The following is a 17,073-nucleotide window of genomic DNA, read 5'->3' as shown; positions in this document are numbered from 1 at the left end:
TCGTCAGCGCATCTTGGGGCCGCGCGGCATCCGGGCGCCCTTGGGGATGGGGCCCTTCGGCATCGGGATGGCCGGGGTGAGGGCGCGCATCCGGTTGTTGACCTCGGACACCGCCCCCTTCTTCAGGTTGCGGGGCAGCTTCATCATGTGCCGCTGGAGCTTGGCCAGGGGGATCTGACCCTCCGCGTCACCGCACTGGACGTCGTACACGGGCACGTCGACCGCGACGCGCTGCACGCGCTTCTTCTCCGCGACGAGCATGCGCTGCACCCGGTTCGACGGGCCCTCGGAGACCAGGATGACCCCCGGGAACCCGACGACCCGGAAGACGAGGTCCTGGTCGCGGTTGACCGCGACCGGCTTCTCCTCGACATACCAGGTGCCGCGCAGGCTCTGCAGGATCGCGTACGTCGCCCCCGGCTGGCCGTGCAGCATCGAGTACTGCGCCTTCTGCGCCAGACGGCTGAAGACGATCATCCCCACCAGCACGGCGGCGAAGACGCCGAACACGATCCACGTCCAGCCGAAGATCACGCCGATGACGACGAACAGGACGAGCGTGCCCAGAGCCGACGCGTAAACGATCGGCATGCCCTTGGGGTTCGCCTGCTGAATGATCTGTGCGACCATCCGGAGCTGCTTGAGGCGCCCCGGAGACGCTGCGTCTTTCGCCATGCTCTGAAGGATACAAACGTCGAGCTGACTTAATGAAAACGAGACTCGCCCACGCGGGCGGCGATCGCCTGCTGGTACAGGCGGCCGGCCCGGTAGGACGAGCGCACCAGCGGCCCGGACATGACGCCGGCGAAACCGATCTCCTCGGCCTCACGCTGGAGCTCCACGAACTCCTCGGGCTTGACCCAGCGGTCCACGGGGTGGTGGCGGGGGGTGGGGCGCAGATACTGCGTGATGGTCACCAAATCGCAACCGGCCTCGTGCAGGTCGCGCAGCGCCTGGATGATCTCCTCGCGCTCCTCGCCCATGCCGAGGATGAGGTTCGACTTGGTGACCAGCCCCGCCTCGCGGGCCAGGGTGATGACCTGCAGCGAGCGCTCGTAGCGGAACGCGGGCCGGATCCGCTTGAAGATCCGGGGCACGGTCTCGATGTTGTGCGCGAAGACCTCGGGCCTGCTGGAGAAGACCTCCTCCAGCTGGCCGCGGTCGCCGTTGAAGTCCGGCACCAGCAGCTCGACGCCGCAGCCGGGCACCGCCTCGTGGATCTGCCGGGCGGTCTCCGCGTACAGCCAGGAGCCGCCGTCGGGCAGGTCGTCACGGGCGACACCGGTCACCGTGGCGTAGCGCAGGCCCATCTGGCGCACCGACTCGGCGACGCGGCGCGGCTCGTCCCTGTCGTACTCGGCCGGCTTGCCGGTGTCGATCTGGCAGAAGTCGCAGCGCCTGGTGCACTGGTCGCCGCCGATGAGGAAGGTGGCCTCGCGGTCCTCCCAGCATTCGGAGATGTTGGGACAGCCCGCCTCCTGGCACACGGTGTGCAGCCCCGCGCCCTTCACCAACGACTTGATCTCGTTGAAGTTGGGGCCGTTGTGCAGCCGGGTCTTGATCCACGGCGGCTTCTTCTCGATGGGGGTCTGGCTGTTGCGCACCTCCAGGCGGAGGAGCTTTCGGCCTTCAGGAGCGACGGTCATGCGACTTCCTTCGCAGCACTCCGCGGTAGCGGTCCGCGGGCCCGGGGTCCGAGCGGGAGCACGCGGCCCTGCGCCGTACGCGGGCCTGCGTGCCTGTCGGAACGCTCGTTCACACGTCCAGCTTATTACCTGCTCTCAGGTGATCCGGGACAGCTCCCGGACGGCGCGGGCGAGCCGGCGGGACAGCTCGGCGTCGATCCGGTCGGACTCGCCGGAGCCGAGGCCCGCCGAGCCCTCCTCGACGCCGGCGGATTCGAGGAGTGAGGCCCGCAGCGCCATCGGCGGCTCCGCCTGCCAGGCGGCCTGCCCGGCGAGGGACTTCTCCCGGCGCGCGGCCACCATGCCGGGGCCGGCGTCCCTGGAGAGCACGGCACGGCGGATCTCGTCGGCCGTCTCCCCGCGCCTGGCCGCGGCCATCACGGGAGTGAGGCGGCTTTCCGCCATGACGAGCGCGTCGACATACTCGACGACGGCCCGCGACGAGACGGCGCGGGCCGCGACCTGGTCGGCGTAGTAGACGGCGTGCTGCGACTGGGCGGAGACGAGCTGGCGCAGCGCGAGCTCGGCGAGGAACAGCGGCCACACCAGAATCCAGCCGGTGACCTTGCCGATCGCCTGCGACGCCATCCTGCCCCCCTTGACGGCGCTGTTCGCCTCCACCAGGGGATCGCCGAAATCGCGGTAGCCGTCGACCCGCATGCCCGTGAGGGCGTGCCGCCACTCTCCCACGGTGGCCAGCGCCGACGGGACGAGCAGGCCGCGGCCGGGGTCGCCGCTGACGTCGCGCGCGAGCTCCGCGCCGAGCATGCCCGCCCGCTCGCGCGGCGTCAGCGTGAGCAGCAGCGGGAGGCCGACGAGCAGCACGGGCCGCCGTCGCAGCCCGGGGCGCAGATGGGCGCACCGGTAGAGACGGTCGTGCAGGTGGATCGCGGTGGGTGGCGCCGCCCCCACCGCGCCGGCGATCCGGTCGGCCGCCTCGAACAGAGCCGGCGCCTCGGCTCTGGTGACCTCTTCGGCGCCGTCCGGGAGCCGGACCGTACGGGGCCTGGTCCAGATCGCGATGGCGATGGGCACGCTGCCGCACAGCCAGCCGATCACGTTCCCGCCCCAGCCGACGACGATGAGGACGCCGGCGGCCAGGACGGCGGCGGTCACCGCGTGGACGACGGCCGACAGGGCGAGGGAGACCAGCGTGGCGGCCGTGCGGGGCCGGTCGAGTCGCCGGCCCCGGAGCCGGTGGAACCGCCTCATGGCGTCACGGGGCAGCAGATCGGCACGGACCTCGCCGGGGGGTGAGGAGAGGTTCATGCCGCGAGTATCACCGAGGCGGTCCCGCTCGGCGAGAGGCCGAAAACCGCAATGCATTGCAATTTTAGAGTAGGGTGCAGCAATGGCCGAGGGACTGCGGGAGCGCAAGAAGCGGCGGACCCGGCAGCACATCGCCGACGTGGCGATCGGGCTGTTCGTGGAGCGCGGCTTCGACAACGTCACGATGGCCGAGGTCGCGTGGGCCGCCGAGGTGTCGGTGAACACCGTCTACAACTACTTCCAGGCGAAGGAGGACCTCGTGCTCCCGCCCGAGGAGGCGTCGCCGCGGCGGCTGGCCGACATCGTGCGGGAGCGGCCGCCGGGGCAGTCGGCGGCCGGCGCGGTGCTGGATCGCCTGCGCCGGGAGATTCGCGGACGCGAACGCGCGGTCGGGCTGAGCGCGGGATTCGGGCGGGTGCTGGAGATGATGCGCGCGGCCCCCACGCTGACCGCCCGGCTGGAGGACCTCGGCCGCCGGATGACCGACGCGCTGGCGGCCGAGCTGGCCGAGGAGACCGGCGCGGACGCCGCCGATCCGCTGCCGCGCCTGATCGCCTGGCACATCGGCTGCCTCCACTCGCTGGTCTACGCCGAGATCGGGCGGCGTACGACGGCGGGGGAGAGCCCGGACGCCATCGCGGCCGCCGTGCTGGAGCTGCTCGACGTCGCCGAGAGCCTCCTGGGCGAGCGCGTCCGCGCCTATGCCGTACGAGAGGGACGACCGTGTTCAGAGTGACGATCAGGGGCAAGTTCAAGGGGCTCGACGACGCCGGCCGGGCCGCGGTGACGGCGGCGGGCGGCGCGGCCTACACCGAGGGCGGCACGTTCACCCACGACGCGAGCGTGTCCGCCTTCACCTTCCGCTGCCAGGTGCCCGCCGGGCCGGACGACGGCGAGGACGAGGCCACGCTGGGGGCGATGGCCGCGCTCGACGCGCACGGGCACCCGTACGAGATCCTGCGGGTCGCGGTGACCGACATGCGCCAGATCAAGATCCGCCGGAAGGGCCGGGGCGCGTAGGCGTCAGGCGAGATCCTCCTCGTACAGGTCGTACGGCTCCTCGCCCAGGGCCTCGGCGAGACGCTTGCCGGCGAACGGGATGACCTCGTCGACCGTGATCCGCCGGCCGGTCTCGGCCGCCAGCGACGTGACCCCGGCGTCGTCTCCGGCGATGCGGGTGTACCAGCTCAGGTCGTTGACGCAGTTGAGCGCGAAGCCGTGCATGGTGACCCCGCCGGAGACCCGGATGCCGATCGTGCCGAGCCTGCGGTCGGGCACCCCGTGCGCGGGGTCGCCGGGCACCCATATCCCGCCGGCGCCCTCGACCCGCCGGGCCGTCACCCCGAAGTCGGCGCAGACCTGGATCAGGACCTCCTCCAGCGACCGGATGTAAGAGACCACGTCGCCGATGCGGATGATGGGGTAGCAGACGAGCTGCCCCGGGCCATGCCAGGTGATCTTCCCGCCCCGGTCGACGTCGATGACCGGGGTGCCGTCGACCGGCCGCTCGTGCGGCAGCGTCCGCTTGCCCGCCGTGTAGACGGGGGCGTGCTCCAGCACGAGGCACACGTCGGAGATCTCGCCGGCCGCCCGCCGCGCGTGCAGCCGCCGCTGCAGGGTCCACGCCTGCTCGTACGGAACGTCGACGCCCAGGCGGACGATGGCCACGCCCTTCACGTTCCCATCGCCCATCACGTTCACAGCGTAGAGGTGAGCAGCCGGGGCTCGATACGCAGCTCCTTGACGGCGGGCCCGTCCCGCTCGATCCGGTAGGCGTACCCCTGGGGGTCGGTGGTCACGGCCTGGATGAACTCGGTGCCCACGTAGTGCAGCGCCACGCCCTCGTCGGCGGCGTACCCCTCGGGCAGCTCGCCCGCCGCGACCGACTCGTGCAGCAGCGCCCGCCGCTGCGGGTCGGAGTTGTAGTGGACGCCGCACGAGTAGGGCAGCAGGCCCAGGCCCTCGGCCCAGGGACGCAGCGTCGGGCCGAACGAGTCGGTGTTGCCGCCGACGTGCCAGCACAGCGCGCCGGCGCTCTGCCCGGACAGCACGATCCCCGCCCGCCACGCCTCGGCGAACGCCTCGTCCAGGCCGTGCAGCCGCCACAGCGCGGCGAGGTTGGCGACGCTGCCGCCGCTCACGTAGATCGCGTCCTGCTCCAGGATCCACTCGCGGGGGTCCTCGACGTTCGGCATCGGGAAGACGGTCAGGTGGCTCACCTCGACGTCCCAGCGGGCGAACGCGCCGTACATCTTGAGCAGCCAGTCGGCGTCGTCGCCGGTGGCCGTGGCGAGCAGGCCGAGCTTGGGGCGGTCCTGGCCGGTCAGGTCGAGGACGTAGCGCAGCAGGGCGGTCGGCTCGATGAACCCGTATCGCTCCGTCTGCCGGAACGAGCCGCCTCCGATGGCGACGATGTGCGACTGCCCGATGCGGCTCATGCCCATCACTCCTGTTCCCGGATCGAATGACTCTTTAGAGTACGGCGGCCAGCGCCTCGCCGATGGTGGGATGGGCGAACCGATGACCCGCGTCGAGCAGCCGCCGGGGGAGCACCCGCTGACCGGCGAGCAGGGCCTCCTCCGCGAACTCCCCGAGCGCCAGGCGCAGCGCGAGGCGCGGGGCCGGCAGCGGCATCGTCGGGCGCCGCAGCGCCTTCGCGAGCGCGGCCGTGTACTCGGCGTTGGTCACCGGCTCGGGAGCCGTGAGGTTCACCGGCCCCGCGAGCCCGTGCGCGAGCAGGAAGCGCACCGCGTCCACCCAGTCGGGCAGCGAGATCCACGAGACGTACTGCCTGCCGCTGCCGAGCACGGCGCCCGCGCCCATCTTGAAGATCGGCAGCATCCGGGCGAGCGCGCCGCCCCGGCCGCTGAGCACCATCCCGGTGCGCAGCAGCGTCACCCGCACGCCCGCCTCTCCGGCGGGCTCGGTGGCGGCCTCCCAGCCGCGCACCAGATCGGCCAGGAAGCCCGTGCCCGCCGGCGCGGACTCGTCCACGGCGCGATCCCCGGTGTCGCCGTAGAAGCCGATCGCGGAGGAGGACAGCAGCACCCGCGGTCCGCCTTCGGCGCGGGCCAGCGCCGCGGCGAGGGTGCGCGTGCCGCTGAGACGGCTGTTCACCAACTTCCGCTTGTACGCCTCGGACCACCGGCGCTCGCCGATCCCGGCGCCGGCCAGGTGGACGACCGCGTCCGCGCCCTCCAGCGCGCCGGGGTCGAGCACGTCGCCCTCCGGGTCCCAGAAGGACTCGTCGGGCCCGGCGGGCGCCCGCCGTACGAGACGGTGCACCTCGTGCCCGTCGGCGCGCAGCGCGCTCACCAGAGCCGTCCCGAGCAGCCCCGACGAGCCTGTCACCACTGTCGTCATCGTCTCCACGCACGCATCACTACCCGGAAACGGACGGGGCCGCCCCGCGAAGCGCGGGACGGCCCCTGTGGCGGTGCGGCTGGCGCCGCCCCGGCGTACGGCTACGCCAGGCCGAGCTGGGCCTCGAAGCGGCCCTCCTCGAGACGGTGCTTGATCGTCGTGAGGAAGCGGGCCGCGTCGGCGCCGTCGACCAGGCGGTGGTCGTAGCTGAGCGCGAGGTACACCATCGAGCGGACCGCGATGACCTCGCCCTCCGGGGTGTCCACGACGACCGGGCGCTTGACGACCGCGCCGGTGCCCAGCATGCCGACCTGCGGCTGGTTGAGGATCGGCGTGTCGAACAGCGCGCCCCGGCTGCCGGTGTTGGTCAGCGTGAACGTGCCGCCGGTGATCTCGTCGGGGCTCACCTTGTTGGTGCGGGTGCGCTCGGCCAGGTCGGCGATCTTACGGGCGAGCCCGGCGATGTTGAGGTCGCCCGCGTTCTTGATCACCGGGACGAGCAGGCCCCGCTCGGTGTCGGTTGCGAAGCCGAGGTGCTCGACGTCGAAGTAGGTGACCTCGTTGGTCTCGCTGTTGATCGTGGCGTTCAGCTTCGGGTGCTGCTTGAGCGCCTCGATCGCGGCGATCGCGAAGAACGGCATGAACGACAGCTTCACGCCCTCGCGCTGCAGGAAATCCGACTTGGCCCGGTCGCGCAGGCGGGCGATGCGGGTGACGTCGACCTCGACCACGGTGGTGAGCTGGGCCGAGACCTGCAGCGATTCCACCATGCGCTTGGCGATGGTCTGCCGCAGGCGCGACATCTTCTCCGTACGGCCGCGCAGCGTGGTGTCCACCCGCACCTCCGACGCGGCGGGCGCGGCGGCGGCCGGGGCGGCGGGCGCCTGGGCCGGGGCGGGCGCCGCCTGCGGAGCCGGAGCGGCGGCAGCGGCGGCGGCCTGCTCGCGCTGGACGCGGGCGGCCTCGATCACGTCCTGCTTGCGGATCCGGCCGCCGACGCCGGTGCCGGTCAGCGCGTCGAGGTCGACGCCGTGCTCGGCGGCGAGCTTGCGGACCAGCGGCGTGACGTACGGGCCCTCGCCCGACGAGGGCAGCGGGGTCGGCTCGCTCGGCTGCGCGGCCGGGGCGGAGGCCTGCGGCTGCGGAGCCGGGGCCTGCGGGGCCGGGGCGGGCGCCGGCTGCGGCGTCACGACGGCGGGCGCGGGCTGCGGGATCGACGAGATCGGCGCGGCGGGAGCGGGCTCGGGCGCCGCCGCCGGCGCAGGGGCCGGAGCGGGCTCGGGCTCGGGCTGCGGAGCGGGGGCCGGAGCCGCCGGCTCGGCGGCGGCCGGAGCGGCGCCCGCCTCGGAGTCGATCAGAGCGAGCTCGGCGCCGACCTCGACCGTCTCGTCCTCAGCGACGATGATCTTGGTCAGGTAGCCGGCGGACGGCGACGGGATCTCGGTGTCGACCTTGTCGGTCGACACCTCGAGGAGCGGCTCGTCGGCCTCGACGCGGTCGCCTTCCTTCTTCAGCCAACGGGTGACGGTGCCCTCGGTAACGCTCTCGCCGAGCTGGGGCATGGTTACAGAGACCGGCATGGTGTGTCTTCTCTCGCGTTCGCTAGGAGGGCTTCAGTTGTGGACGTGCAGCGGCTTGCCGGCCAGGGCCAGCATGGCCTCGCCGAGAGCCTCGGACTGGGTCGGGTGCGGGTGGATGAGCTGGGCGACGTCGGTGGGCGTGGCCTCCCAGTTGAAGATCAGCTGAGCCTCCGCGATGAGCTCGCCCACCCGGCTGCCCACCATGTGCACACCCAAGACCCGGCCGTCGCGCTCGGCGACGACCTTGACCTCGCCCTGAGTCTGGAGGATCTTGCTCCTGCCGTTGCCGGCGAGGTTGTAGCTGAGCTCGACGACATCGTGACCGCGCTCCCGGGCGACGGCCGTGCTGATGCCCACCGAGGCCACCTCGGGCTCGGAGTAGGTGATGCGCGGCACGCCGTCGTAGTCGATCGGGACCGGGTTCATGCCGGCGATGTGCTCGGCGACCAGGATGCCCTCGGCGAATCCGACGTGGGCCAGCTGCAGCGTGGGGATCAGGTCGCCCACGGCGTACACGCCCGGCACGCTGGTCTGGCAGAACTCGTTGACCAGCACGTAGCCGCGCTCCATCGCGACGCCGTTCTCCTCGTAGCCGAGGCCGGCGGAGACCGGTCCGCGCCCGACGCAGAGGAACAAGAACTCCGCGTCGAGGGTCTTGCCGTTCTGCAGGGTGACGACCACGCCGGTGTCGGTGGTCTTGACGCTCTCGAACCGGGCGCCCAGCTCGTACTTGATGCCGCGGCGGCGGAAGGCGCGCTCCAGCAGCTTGGAGCTGGACTCGTCCTCCAGCGGCAGCAGGTGCGGCAGCGCCTCGACGATCGTGACCTCGGCGCCGAACGAGCGCCACACGCTGGCGAACTCGACGCCGATGACGCCGCCGCCCAGGATGACGACCGAGGACGGGATCCGATCGAGGACCAGCGCGTGGTCGCTGCTGATGACCCTCTCGCCGTCGATGTCGAGGCCGGGCAGCGACTTCGGCTCGGAACCGGTCGCCAGCACCACGTGGCGGCCCTCGAAGACCTGGTCGCCGACGATGACGCGGTTCGGGCCGGCGAGGCGGCCCTCGCCCTCCACGATCGTGATCTTCTTGCTCTTGACGAGCCCGGTGAGGCCCTTGTAGAGGCCCGCGATCACCTTGTCCTTGTACGCGTGGACGCCGGGGACGTCGATGCCCTCCAGCCGGGTGCGGACGCCGAACGACTCGCCCTCGCGAGCCTGGTCGGCGAGCTCGGCCGCGTGCAGCAGCGCCTTGGTGGGGATGCAGCCGCGGTGCAGGCAGGTGCCCCCGACCTTGTCCTTCTCGATGAGGACGACGCTCATGCCGAACTCGGCCGCCCGCAGGGCACAGGCGTATCCACCGCTACCGCCACCTAGGACGACGATGTCGTAGGGGCCGCTGCCATCAGCCACTGGAATGCTCCTTGGTCGTATTCGCACCGCCGGGTGGACCCGGCAGCATCTTTTCACTTGTCCCGGAAGATCGTGGCCCCGGCCCGGGGCCCGTGCGGGCACGCCGCGACGGGGCCGTCTTCCGTTCTCGAACAGCCCGCGAAGGCTCCTTCTCTTAAACAGCCTGCGCGGACGTGCCGTTCCCCGCGTAACGCTCGGCGACGGCGACGAGCGTGCGGGTCAGTGCGCCGGTGCCGCCCTTGGGCGTGTAGCCGTGCGGCTCGCCCTTGTTGAACGCGGGCCCGGCCATGTCCACGTGCGCCCAGCGGACGCCCGCGGGGACGAACTCCCGCAGGAAGATGCCCGCGGCGAGCATGCTGCCCCACCGCTCGGGCTGGAGGTTGGCGATGTCGGCGACCGCGGAGTCGAGCCCCTTGCGCAGCTCGGCGGGCAGCGGCATGCCCCAGGCGCCCTCGCCCTGCTCGCCGGCGATGCGGACGATCTCCTCGCGCAGGTCGTCGTCGTTGGCCATCACGCCGGCCGTGCGCCACCCTAGCGCCACGATCTGGGCGCCGGTCAGGGTGGCGACGTCGATGATCACGTCGGGCTCGTCCTCGGAGGCGCGGGCGATGCCGTCGATCAGGACCAGGCGGCCCTCGGCGTCGGTGTCGAGCACCTCGACGGTCTTGCCGCTGTAGGTGTGCAGGACGTCGGAGGGGCGCTGGGCGCTGCCCGAGGGCATGTTCTCCGCGAGGCAGAGGTAGCCGACGGCGTTGACGCGCAGGCCCAGCCGGGCGATCGCGAGGAGCGCGCCGAACACCGCTCCCGCTCCGCCCATGTCGGACTTCATCCAGTCCATGGAGGCGGAGGGCTTGAGCGACAGGCCGCCGGAGTCGAAGGTGATGCCCTTGCCGACGAACGCGACCTTCCGAGTGGCCTCGGGGTGGCTGTAGGCGACGCGTACCAGGCGAGGCGGGTTGATCGAGCCCTGGCCGACGCCGATGATGCCGCCGTAGCCGTCCTCCTTGAGCCTGACCTCGTCCAGCACCTCGACCGACAGGCCGGCCTCGCCGCCGGTCTCCTGGGCGATCTCGGCGAAGCGCGCGGGCCACAGGTCGGACGGCGGCGTGTTCACCAGGTCGCGGACGAGGGTGACGGAGTCGGCGAGCGTCGCCGCGTGCGCGACGGCCTCCTCGGCCCCGGCCGCGCCGGACAGGACGGTGAGCTCGCCGACGGGCGGCTTGCGGTCACCGCCGGTGCGGTAGCGCGTGAAGTCGTAGGCGCCCAGCAGACCGCCCAGCGCCACGGCTTCCGTCTCGGCGGCCGTACGGGCGGGCAGGGCGAGCGTGGCGGACGCCGTGCCGGCGAGGGAGCGGACCGCCGCTCCGGCCGCGCGGCGCAGGGTTTCCAGGTCGTAGCCGTCCCCGGCGCCGTCCTGCGGCGCGTCGCCGAGGCCGACGGCGACGGCGACGGGCGCGGGCAGCGCCCCGAGGGTGGGGATCTTGACGACCTCTTCGGCCTTGCCGGTGAACCCTACGGTGGTGAGGATCCCGGCGAGTCGTCCGTCCAGGGCCTGGTCGAGGCCTTCGCCTCCGGGAGCCGGGCGTGGACCCTCCGGGGTCGTGTGGACGCCGATTATGAGAGCACTGGTCTCGATGGAGACCGCGTCAGATGCGTTTATGCGCACTGTGGTCACGTGAGCCGATGCTAGCTGGGCTGATGCGGCTACGCATAAACGAGGGTTCATCCCACCTATCGGCAATCCCGATGGTGCCAATGAAGGTAGCACCATATAGACCTTTCCGGCCTATGGTGCTAATGTCACTAGCACTATGTTGCTCACGCTGGATCTCAACGATCCGCGGCCCCTGCACGAACAGGTGGCCGCCGCCATCAGGCGCGCGATCGGAGCCGGAGACATCGCCCCCGGCGATCGGCTGCCGCCGGCCCGCGACCTCGCCCACGCGCTGGGCGTCAACGCGAACACGGTGCTGCGCTCGCTGCGCGACCTGCGCGACGAGGGACTGCTGGAGTTCCGCCGCGGGCGCGGCGTGTCCGTGCTGCGGCGGCCGGACGGCCGCGCGGCGCTGCGGACCCGTGCGCGCGACCTGCTCGACGAGGCCGTCAAGTACGGCCTCACCCCGGACGACGTCGTGGCCCTGGTCAGGGACGTCGGGAAGGAAATGGCATGACCGACACGCGGGACACCTCCGCGACCGGCTTCCGCACCCGATTCCTGCTGGCCGCCGCGGCCTGGGCCGTCCTGGTCGCCGCCGTGCTCGTGGCGGTGCCGAAGGCGTTCTCCGATCGCCTGCCGGACCCGGTGGCCACCCACTGGGGTCCGTCCGGCGCGCCCGACGGCTCCGCCCCGGCCGTCTTCCTCGCGGTCGTCCCCCTGGCGCTCTGGGCGGTGCTCGCGGTGTCCTGTCTCGCTTTCGGGCGGCGGCGCCTCGTCGTCCGGCGTGCGGGCCGGTACGGGATCGTCGCCGGTCTCGCCTGGGGTGGGATCTTCGTGGTCGGGGCGCAGGCCGTGTCGATCGCCGCCAACCTCGACAGGTCCCGCTGGCAGGACGCGGCTCCGGTCACCTGGCAGGCGATGCTCGTCGTCGTCGCGGCCTCCGCGTGCGCCCTGCTCGCGGCGTGGGCGGGACGTCGTGGGCCGGACGAGCCGCCGCGGGCGCCCGAGCCGGGCGCGGCCGTCCCCGACCTCGCCCCGGGACGGCGGGTGGTGTGGGTGTCGTCGGCGTCGGCCCCGCTGCTGCTCGTCCTCTCCGGCGCCGTGCTGGCCGCGTCCGTCGCGTTCGCCGTGCTCAGGCTCATGGGCCTGTCCGGCCGCGACTGGCACACGGCCGCCGTGCTCGCCGTCGTCGCCCTCGCCGGGTTCGCGCTCTCGACCGTCTCGGTCAGGGTGAGCTCCGAGGGCATGCGGGTGGCGTACGGCCCGCTCAGGTGGCCCGCGCGGCGGGTGCCGCTCGGCCGGATCGAACGCGCCTGGGTGGAGGAGCGGTATCCGTCCCAGGTGGGCGGCTGGGGCTACCGCGGCCTCCCGGGACGGGCCACGATCATGATCCGCGGCGGCGCGTGCCTGGTCGTGCGGTACACCTCCGGCGGGCAGCTCGCCATCAGCGTGGACGACGCCGACAGCGGCGCCGCCCTGCTCAACGCCCTCCTCGCCCGCCATCCGGCCGCCCCCGGCCCGGCCTCAGGTGAAAGGTGATGACCGTGATCCGGCGCCACACCGATGTCTGGCTCTTCCTCCTCGTCGCGTTCGGGGCCTCGTGGCTGATCGCGCTGCCCCTGTGGACCGGGCCCGTCAGCCCGGCCGCCTTCCAGCTCCTCGGCATCCCGATCATGTTCACGCCGTCCCTGGGCGTGCTGGCCGTGTGGCTCACCCGGCGGCGCGGCACGCCGCTGAAGGAATGGGCGCGGGCGACCGGGCTCACGCTCGGACCGGACCGGGGCACCACGGCCCCGCTCCTGGTGACGGCGCTGCTCGGCGTGCCGCTCCTCGTTGCCGTCGCCCTCCTGGTCAGCGCCGCCGTCGGCGTGGTGAGCCTCGACTTCGCCGGGCTGAGCCTCTACCGCGCGCAGCTGGGCGCGGCCCTCGACAAGGTGCCGCTGGACCCGGGGGTCCTGTACGTCGTGCAGGTCGCGCAGGCCGTGCTGATCGCCCCGTTCATCAACGCGATCCCCGCGTTCGGTGAGGAGTGGGGCTGGCGGGGCTGGCTGCTGCCGCGTCTGCTCGGCGACCCGGCGGTCGCACCCGTGCCCACGGCCTCGCAGGTGCCGGGCGGCTCGCCCGTGCCGGCGGGAGCGCCCGGCACGGGGGAGCGGCGGCCCGCCCGGGTGTGGCCGGCGATCGTGCTGTCCGGCGTGATCTGGGGTCTCTGGCACGCCCCCCTCACGCTGAAGGGCTACAACTACCCTGCGCTCGGCGCCTGGGCGGCGGTGCTGTTCATCGGCTTCTGCGTCATCTTCGGCGCGCTGCTCGGCTGGATGCGGCTGCGCTCGCGCAGCGTGTGGCCCGCGGTCATCGCACACGGCTCGCTGAACGCCCTGGCGGGCCAGGCGCTGCTCCTCGGCGACGCGGACGCGCCGCCGAACCCGGCGCTCGCCGGGATCACCGGGATCGTCGGCTGGGTGCTGCTCGCGGTCGTCGTCGTCATCGCCTACCGGCTGCGCCCCGTCGCCGTGCGGCGCTGACCGGCGCGTCCGCGCCCCTCACAGCAGCAGGGCGGCGACCAGCAGCGTGACGGTCGTGGCCGTCTCCACCAGAGCGCCGAGCACGTCGCCGGTGATGCCGCCCAGCCGCCGTACGGCCCGGCGGCGCAGCAGCGCGGCCGCCCCCAGCCCGGCGGCCATCGCCAGCAGCAGCCCGGCCGTCGTGATGACGTACGGATCGTCCGACAAGCGGTGCAGCAGCCACGCGGGCCGCAGGCCCGCGCCGGGGATGCCCTCGTAGATGATTCCCGGGGACAGGTCCGGGGCGGAATAGCTGGTGTAGCCGAAGGCGGTCGCCGAATCGAACGGCCAATCGAACGGCCAGCAGTAGTTCAGCAGCGACGGGCCAGCGGCCGCCACGAGGGCGAGCACCACCACGACGGCCGCCGTCGCGGCGGTGGCCCCGATCGCGGCGCCGCGCCCCACGGTTCCGGCGACGAGCGCGCCGAGGCCGGTGGGTTGGGCGGCGGGCACGCCCTCGCGGCAGGCCCACGTGACGGCCAGCCTGCCGGTCGCCGCGGCCGCCACCAGCACGACCCAGGCGACCTCGCCGTCCCGCGCCAGCACGGCCACCTGCACGAGCAGGGTGATCACGAGGGTGACCACCCCGAACGGGCCGATGTCGGAGCGCTTCATCACGTCGAGCGCGCCGTCGGCCGGCTTGCCGCTGCCGAGCCCGTCGGCCAGGTCCGCGAGGCCGTCCAGATGCAGCGCCCGCGTCAGCCACGCCAGTGTGCCCACGGCGAGGACGGCGCCGAGCAGCTGCGAGCCCGACAGCGCGCCGGCGACCACGAGCACCACGGCGGCGATCACGCCGAGCAGCAGGCCGACGAACGGCGCCAGCGACATCGCGCGTCCCGCCACGGCGCGGTCGACCTCCACCGGCCGCACGGGGAAGACGGTGAGGGTCCCGACCGCGAGCCGCCAGGCCGCGCCGGGGCCGCGTACGGGGCCGGGTGCGGGGGAGGGTTCATCGGGCACGAGGGGAGATCGTAGTTGTCAAAGGGGCAGCGGGACTACCCGGCCGGAGACCACCAGGGCGACGTCCTCGGACTCGCGGGCGAGGGCCTGGTTGAGGCGGCCGAGCGCGTCGCGGAACAGCCGTCCGGCGGGGGTGGCCGGGATCACCCCGAGGCCCACCTCGTCGCTCACCGCCACCACGTGGGCGCGGGTGCCGCGCCAGGCGGCCGCGAGCGCGTCGCACCGCTCCGCCACCCGATCGAGGGCGGCGCGGTGACCGGCCGAGGACGTGCCGTCGGGCCAGGCGGCGCACTCGTCGAACACGGCGGCGAGCCAGGTGCCGAGCCCGTCGACGAGCAACGTCCCCGGACCGCCGGAAAGGACGGACACGAGGTCGGTCGTCTCCACGGTCCGCCAGTGCGCCGGGCGCCGTTCGCGATGGGCGCGCACGCGGGCGAGCCAGGCCGGGTCGTCACCGCCCGAGGGACCGGTGGCGACGTAGGTCACCTCGGGTTCGGCGGCCAGGCGGAGCTCGGCCTCCTCGGACTTGCCCGACCGCGACCCGCCCAGCAGCAGCGTCCGGCGGGGCCGCACCCGCGGGGTCGCCTCCGTGGTCGTCCCTGTGGTCGCCGTGTCCACGACGGTTCCGTCGGGGACGGCCGCCGCGCCCCAGAAACCGAGCCGGCGGCCCAGCTCGCTCTCCGCGGGAACGCGGTGGTCGAGATGCACCGCGATGATCCGTGTCGCGGGCGTGACCCGTCCGCGGCGGCGCAGGTCCCCCAGCCGCTCGGGACGGTCGGGCAGGTCCATGAGCACCGCGTCGAACGGCCCGTCGGCGTCCCGCCCGGGTGACCCGGTGGCGGGTCCCGCGGCGTACAGCAGCCGGCCGCCGCCGGGCCCGGTGACCTCGCGCCCGTCGGCCGTGTCGCGGACCGTGTACCCATCGGGCAGGCGGGCGTCGGTCACCCGTACGCGGCCGTCGAGCACGATGGACGACGGACGCCGGTGGCCGGGGGCGAGCCGGCCGCAGGACGCGCAGGGACAGCCGGGGACGGGCCAGCCCTCCGGGCCGCCGGTTCCCTCCAGGCGGATCTCCATGCCGCTGCCTTTCCGCGTCCGTGTCGCCGGTCGGCCCCGCGTCGGCGGGGGAGGTTGGACGCCGGGAAGAGAGGATAGGGTCCGGCTGCACGGTCTTTGTGCCGCACCGGCCCCGGCGTGAAGTCCCGGCGCGGGGGCGGCGAGGAACCGAAGGAGCGGGTGCGCATGATTTGGCGGTGGCGTTACGAGGACGCGAACGGCGGCGAGGTCACGGACCGGCCGCTGCCCCGGGAGATCTTCTCCAGCCAGTCGGACGCGGAGTCGTGGCTGGGGGAGAGCTGGCGCGAGCTGCTCGAGGCCGGTGTCGAGCAGGTGTCGCTGATGGAGGACGAGCGGGTCGAATACTCGGGGATGTCCCTGCGCGCCGACTGAACCGCGCGGGGGCCGGGACCGCGACGGGCGCGGTCGCGACCCCCGCGACCGCGCCCGTCCGGCAGGACCGGAGACGGCGTCAGGGACGCGTGGGCGGGCTGACGGTCTTGGCCGGGTCACGCTCGACGACCGGGCCGAGCACGTCGTCGATCTTCTTCAGCACCTCGGCGTCGAGCTTCACACCCGCGGCCTTGACGTTGTCGCGCACCTGCTCGGGCTTGGTGGCCCCGATGATGGCCGACGACACGTTGGGGTTCTGCAGCACCCACGCCACGGCGAGCTGGGCCATCGAGAGCCCGAGGTCGGCCGCGATCGGCTTGAGGTCCTGCACCCGGCGCAGCAGCTCGTCGTCCATCAGCCGGCCGATGAAGCCCGAACCGGACGGGTCGGTGGCGCGGGACCCGGCCGGCGGCGGCTGGCCGGGCAGGTACTTGCCGGTCAGCACGCCCTGGGCGATCGGCGACCAGACGATCTGGCCCAGGCCCTCCTTCTCGCACAACGGCACGACCTCGGCCTCGATGACCCGCCAGAGCATCGAGTACTGCGGCTGGTTCGACACCAGCCGGTCGAAGCCCATCTCGTCGGCGATCTTCAGGGCCCGGGCGATCTGGTCGGCCGACCACTCGCTGACTCCGACGTACAGCACCTTGCCCTGCCGTACGAGGTCGTCGAAGGCCCGCAGGGTCTCCTCCAGCGGCGTCTCGGCGTCGAAGCGGTGCGCCTGGTAGAGGTCGACGTAGTCGGTCTGCAGCCGGCGGAGCGACCCGTTGATCGACTCCATGATGTGCTTGCGGGACAGTCCCCGGTCGTTCTTGCCTTCGCCCGTGGGCCAGTAGACCTTGGTGAAGATCTCCAGCGACTCGCGCCGGATGCCCTTCAGCGCCCGGCCGAGGACCTCCTCGGCCCTGGTCCCGGCGTAGACGTCGGCGGTGTCGAAGGTCGTGACGCCTTCGTCGAGGGCCGCGCGGACGCACTCGACGGCGGCGTCCTCCTCCACCTGGGACCCATGGGTGATCCAGTTGCCGTAGCTGATCTCGCTGACCATGAGGCCACTGCGGCCAAGATGACGGTATTCCATGGGTCCGACCTTAGGACATGACATCGCGTCACTCCCCCGGATGGTTCGCGGTAAT

The 17,073-nt window shown here is 72.9% G+C and carries 18 protein-coding genes; 6 read left to right on the top strand and 12 right to left on the bottom strand.

Annotated elements, in window-relative coordinates; genetic code table 11:
• Window positions 1-3: 3 nt before the first annotated feature.
• The 3 genes from ACIBK1_RS26625 to ACIBK1_RS26615 form a co-directional block, all read right to left on the bottom strand.
• Window positions 4-675 (bottom strand): DUF4191 domain-containing protein, encoded by a 672-nt coding sequence (locus ACIBK1_RS26625; protein WP_387068358.1) that lies wholly within the window; start codon window positions 673-675, stop codon window positions 4-6.
• Between the two features lie 29 nt (window positions 676-704).
• Window positions 705-1,646 carry a lipoyl synthase gene (gene lipA, locus ACIBK1_RS26620; protein WP_030508864.1) on the bottom strand — a complete coding sequence of 314 codons (942 nt, stop codon included), beginning with the start codon at window positions 1,644-1,646 and terminating at the stop codon, window positions 705-707.
• A 135-nt stretch (window positions 1,647-1,781) separates the two neighbouring features.
• On the bottom strand, window positions 1,782-2,954 hold the full coding sequence (locus tag ACIBK1_RS26615; protein ID WP_396738422.1) for a hypothetical protein: 1,173 nt from the start codon (window positions 2,952-2,954) through the stop codon (window positions 1,782-1,784).
• Between the two features lie 82 nt (window positions 2,955-3,036).
• Here ACIBK1_RS26615 and ACIBK1_RS26610 point away from each other — a divergent pair, with 82 nt between their 5' ends.
• Together ACIBK1_RS26610 and ACIBK1_RS26605 are read left to right on the top strand one after the other, a co-directional pair.
• Window positions 3,037-3,690, top strand: coding sequence for a TetR/AcrR family transcriptional regulator (locus ACIBK1_RS26610; protein WP_396738419.1), 654 nt, complete (start codon window positions 3,037-3,039; stop codon window positions 3,688-3,690).
• Window positions 3,687-3,974, top strand: coding sequence for a DUF6204 family protein (locus ACIBK1_RS26605; RefSeq protein WP_357322230.1), 288 nt, complete (start codon window positions 3,687-3,689; stop codon window positions 3,972-3,974). The genes ACIBK1_RS26610 and ACIBK1_RS26605 overlap by 4 nt, the downstream gene beginning before the upstream one ends.
• A 3-nt stretch (window positions 3,975-3,977) precedes the next feature.
• Here the strand turns inward: ACIBK1_RS26605 and lipB are convergent, their stop codons facing one another.
• The 6 genes from lipB to ACIBK1_RS26575 all read right to left on the bottom strand — a co-directional run bounded on the left by lipB (window position 3,978) and on the right by ACIBK1_RS26575 (window position 10,985).
• Window positions 3,978-4,646 carry a lipoyl(octanoyl) transferase LipB gene (gene lipB, locus ACIBK1_RS26600; RefSeq protein WP_051761889.1) on the bottom strand — a complete coding sequence of 223 codons (669 nt, stop codon included), beginning with the start codon at window positions 4,644-4,646 and terminating at the stop codon, window positions 3,978-3,980.
• A gap of 5 nt (window positions 4,647-4,651) precedes the next feature.
• Entirely contained in the window at window positions 4,652-5,392 is a 741-nt protein-coding gene (locus tag ACIBK1_RS26595) for a Type 1 glutamine amidotransferase-like domain-containing protein (RefSeq protein WP_030508869.1), read from the bottom strand.
• 34 nt (window positions 5,393-5,426) lie between these two features.
• The gene (locus ACIBK1_RS26590) at window positions 5,427-6,317 is read right to left on the bottom strand and encodes a TIGR01777 family oxidoreductase (protein ID WP_396738414.1); all 891 of its coding nucleotides are present in this window, start codon (window positions 6,315-6,317) and stop codon (window positions 5,427-5,429) included.
• Window positions 6,318-6,418: 101 nt separating this feature from the next.
• A complete protein-coding gene (gene sucB, locus ACIBK1_RS26585; protein WP_030508871.1) occupies window positions 6,419-7,897 on the bottom strand; it encodes a 2-oxoglutarate dehydrogenase, E2 component, dihydrolipoamide succinyltransferase in 1,479 nt (492 codons plus the stop codon).
• A gap of 33 nt (window positions 7,898-7,930) precedes the next feature.
• Window positions 7,931-9,310, bottom strand: coding sequence for a dihydrolipoyl dehydrogenase (lpdA, locus tag ACIBK1_RS26580; protein ID WP_030508872.1), 1,380 nt, complete (start codon window positions 9,308-9,310; stop codon window positions 7,931-7,933).
• 154 nt (window positions 9,311-9,464) lie between these two features.
• On the bottom strand, window positions 9,465-10,985 hold the full coding sequence (locus ACIBK1_RS26575) for a leucyl aminopeptidase (protein ID WP_396738409.1): 1,521 nt from the start codon (window positions 10,983-10,985) through the stop codon (window positions 9,465-9,467).
• 136 nt (window positions 10,986-11,121) lie between these two features.
• Between ACIBK1_RS26575 and ACIBK1_RS26570 the strand changes: the two genes are divergently transcribed.
• The 3 genes from ACIBK1_RS26570 to ACIBK1_RS26560 are packed head-to-tail and all read left to right on the top strand — an operon-like array spanning window position 11,122 to window position 13,492.
• Window positions 11,122-11,481 carry a GntR family transcriptional regulator gene (locus ACIBK1_RS26570; RefSeq protein ID WP_030508874.1) on the top strand — a complete coding sequence of 120 codons (360 nt, stop codon included), beginning with the start codon at window positions 11,122-11,124 and terminating at the stop codon, window positions 11,479-11,481.
• Complete coding sequence (locus tag ACIBK1_RS26565; RefSeq protein ID WP_396721207.1) at window positions 11,478-12,506, top strand: DUF1648 domain-containing protein; 1,029 nt, start codon at window positions 11,478-11,480, stop codon at window positions 12,504-12,506. The genes ACIBK1_RS26570 and ACIBK1_RS26565 overlap by 4 nt, the downstream gene beginning before the upstream one ends.
• The gene (locus ACIBK1_RS26560; protein WP_396738406.1) at window positions 12,506-13,492 is read left to right on the top strand and encodes a lysostaphin resistance A-like protein; all 987 of its coding nucleotides are present in this window, start codon (window positions 12,506-12,508) and stop codon (window positions 13,490-13,492) included. Before ACIBK1_RS26565 ends, ACIBK1_RS26560 begins: the two co-directional genes overlap by 1 nt.
• Before the next feature lie 18 nt (window positions 13,493-13,510).
• Here ACIBK1_RS26560 and ACIBK1_RS26555 read toward each other — a convergent pair whose 3' ends face one another.
• Entirely contained in the window at window positions 13,511-14,491 is a 981-nt protein-coding gene (locus ACIBK1_RS26555) for an adenosylcobinamide-GDP ribazoletransferase (protein ID WP_396738403.1), read from the bottom strand.
• A gap of 18 nt (window positions 14,492-14,509) precedes the next feature.
• Entirely contained in the window at window positions 14,510-15,568 is a 1,059-nt protein-coding gene (locus ACIBK1_RS26550) for a bifunctional adenosylcobinamide kinase/adenosylcobinamide-phosphate guanylyltransferase (protein ID WP_396738400.1), read from the bottom strand.
• Window positions 15,569-15,733: 165 nt separating this feature from the next.
• On the opposite strand from ACIBK1_RS26550, the gene ACIBK1_RS26545 reads away from it, so the two are divergent.
• Window positions 15,734-15,940 carry a hypothetical protein gene (locus ACIBK1_RS26545; protein ID WP_030508879.1) on the top strand — a complete coding sequence of 69 codons (207 nt, stop codon included), beginning with the start codon at window positions 15,734-15,736 and terminating at the stop codon, window positions 15,938-15,940.
• Between the two features lie 79 nt (window positions 15,941-16,019).
• On the opposite strand, the gene ACIBK1_RS26540 is transcribed toward ACIBK1_RS26545, so the two are convergent.
• On the bottom strand, window positions 16,020-17,018 hold the full coding sequence (locus tag ACIBK1_RS26540) for an aldo/keto reductase family protein (protein WP_030508880.1): 999 nt from the start codon (window positions 17,016-17,018) through the stop codon (window positions 16,020-16,022).
• Between the last annotated feature and the right edge of the window lie 55 nt (window positions 17,019-17,073).

Origin of the sequence: Microbispora rosea, assembly GCF_044460045.1 — a bacterium.
GTDB classification, from domain to species: Bacteria; Actinomycetota; Actinomycetes; order Streptosporangiales; family Streptosporangiaceae; genus Microbispora; species Microbispora rosea.
Note: the sequence above shows the minus strand (reverse complement) of the source record. Positions and strands in the feature narration are given on the sequence as shown.

Bases quoted from the DNA above. Each gene is read 5' to 3' on its own strand.
- ACIBK1_RS26545 (WP_030508879.1), top strand. From the start codon at position 15,734: ATGATTTGGCGGTGGCGTTACGAGGACGCGAACGGCGGCGAGGTCACG.
- ACIBK1_RS26565 (WP_396721207.1), top strand. From the start codon at position 11,478: ATGACCGACACGCGGGACACCTCCGCGACCGGCTTCCGCACCCGATTC.
- sucB (WP_030508871.1), bottom strand. From the start codon at position 7,897: ATGCCGGTCTCTGTAACCATGCCCCAGCTCGGCGAGAGCGTTACCGAG.
- lipA (WP_030508864.1), bottom strand. From the start codon at position 1,646: ATGACCGTCGCTCCTGAAGGCCGAAAGCTCCTCCGCCTGGAGGTGCGC.
- ACIBK1_RS26550 (WP_396738400.1), bottom strand. From the start codon at position 15,568: ATGGAGATCCGCCTGGAGGGAACCGGCGGCCCGGAGGGCTGGCCCGTC.
- lipB (WP_051761889.1), bottom strand. From the start codon at position 4,646: ATGGGCGATGGGAACGTGAAGGGCGTGGCCATCGTCCGCCTGGGCGTC.
- ACIBK1_RS26610 (WP_396738419.1), top strand. From the start codon at position 3,037: ATGGCCGAGGGACTGCGGGAGCGCAAGAAGCGGCGGACCCGGCAGCAC.
- ACIBK1_RS26595 (WP_030508869.1), bottom strand. From the start codon at position 5,392: ATGAGCCGCATCGGGCAGTCGCACATCGTCGCCATCGGAGGCGGCTCG.
- ACIBK1_RS26625 (WP_387068358.1), bottom strand. From the start codon at position 675: ATGGCGAAAGACGCAGCGTCTCCGGGGCGCCTCAAGCAGCTCCGGATG.
- ACIBK1_RS26590 (WP_396738414.1), bottom strand. From the start codon at position 6,317: ATGACGACAGTGGTGACAGGCTCGTCGGGGCTGCTCGGGACGGCTCTG.
- ACIBK1_RS26615 (WP_396738422.1), bottom strand. From the start codon at position 2,954: ATGAACCTCTCCTCACCCCCCGGCGAGGTCCGTGCCGATCTGCTGCCC.
- ACIBK1_RS26560 (WP_396738406.1), top strand. From the start codon at position 12,506: ATGACCGTGATCCGGCGCCACACCGATGTCTGGCTCTTCCTCCTCGTC.
- ACIBK1_RS26570 (WP_030508874.1), top strand. From the start codon at position 11,122: ATGTTGCTCACGCTGGATCTCAACGATCCGCGGCCCCTGCACGAACAG.
- ACIBK1_RS26540 (WP_030508880.1), bottom strand. From the start codon at position 17,018: ATGGAATACCGTCATCTTGGCCGCAGTGGCCTCATGGTCAGCGAGATC.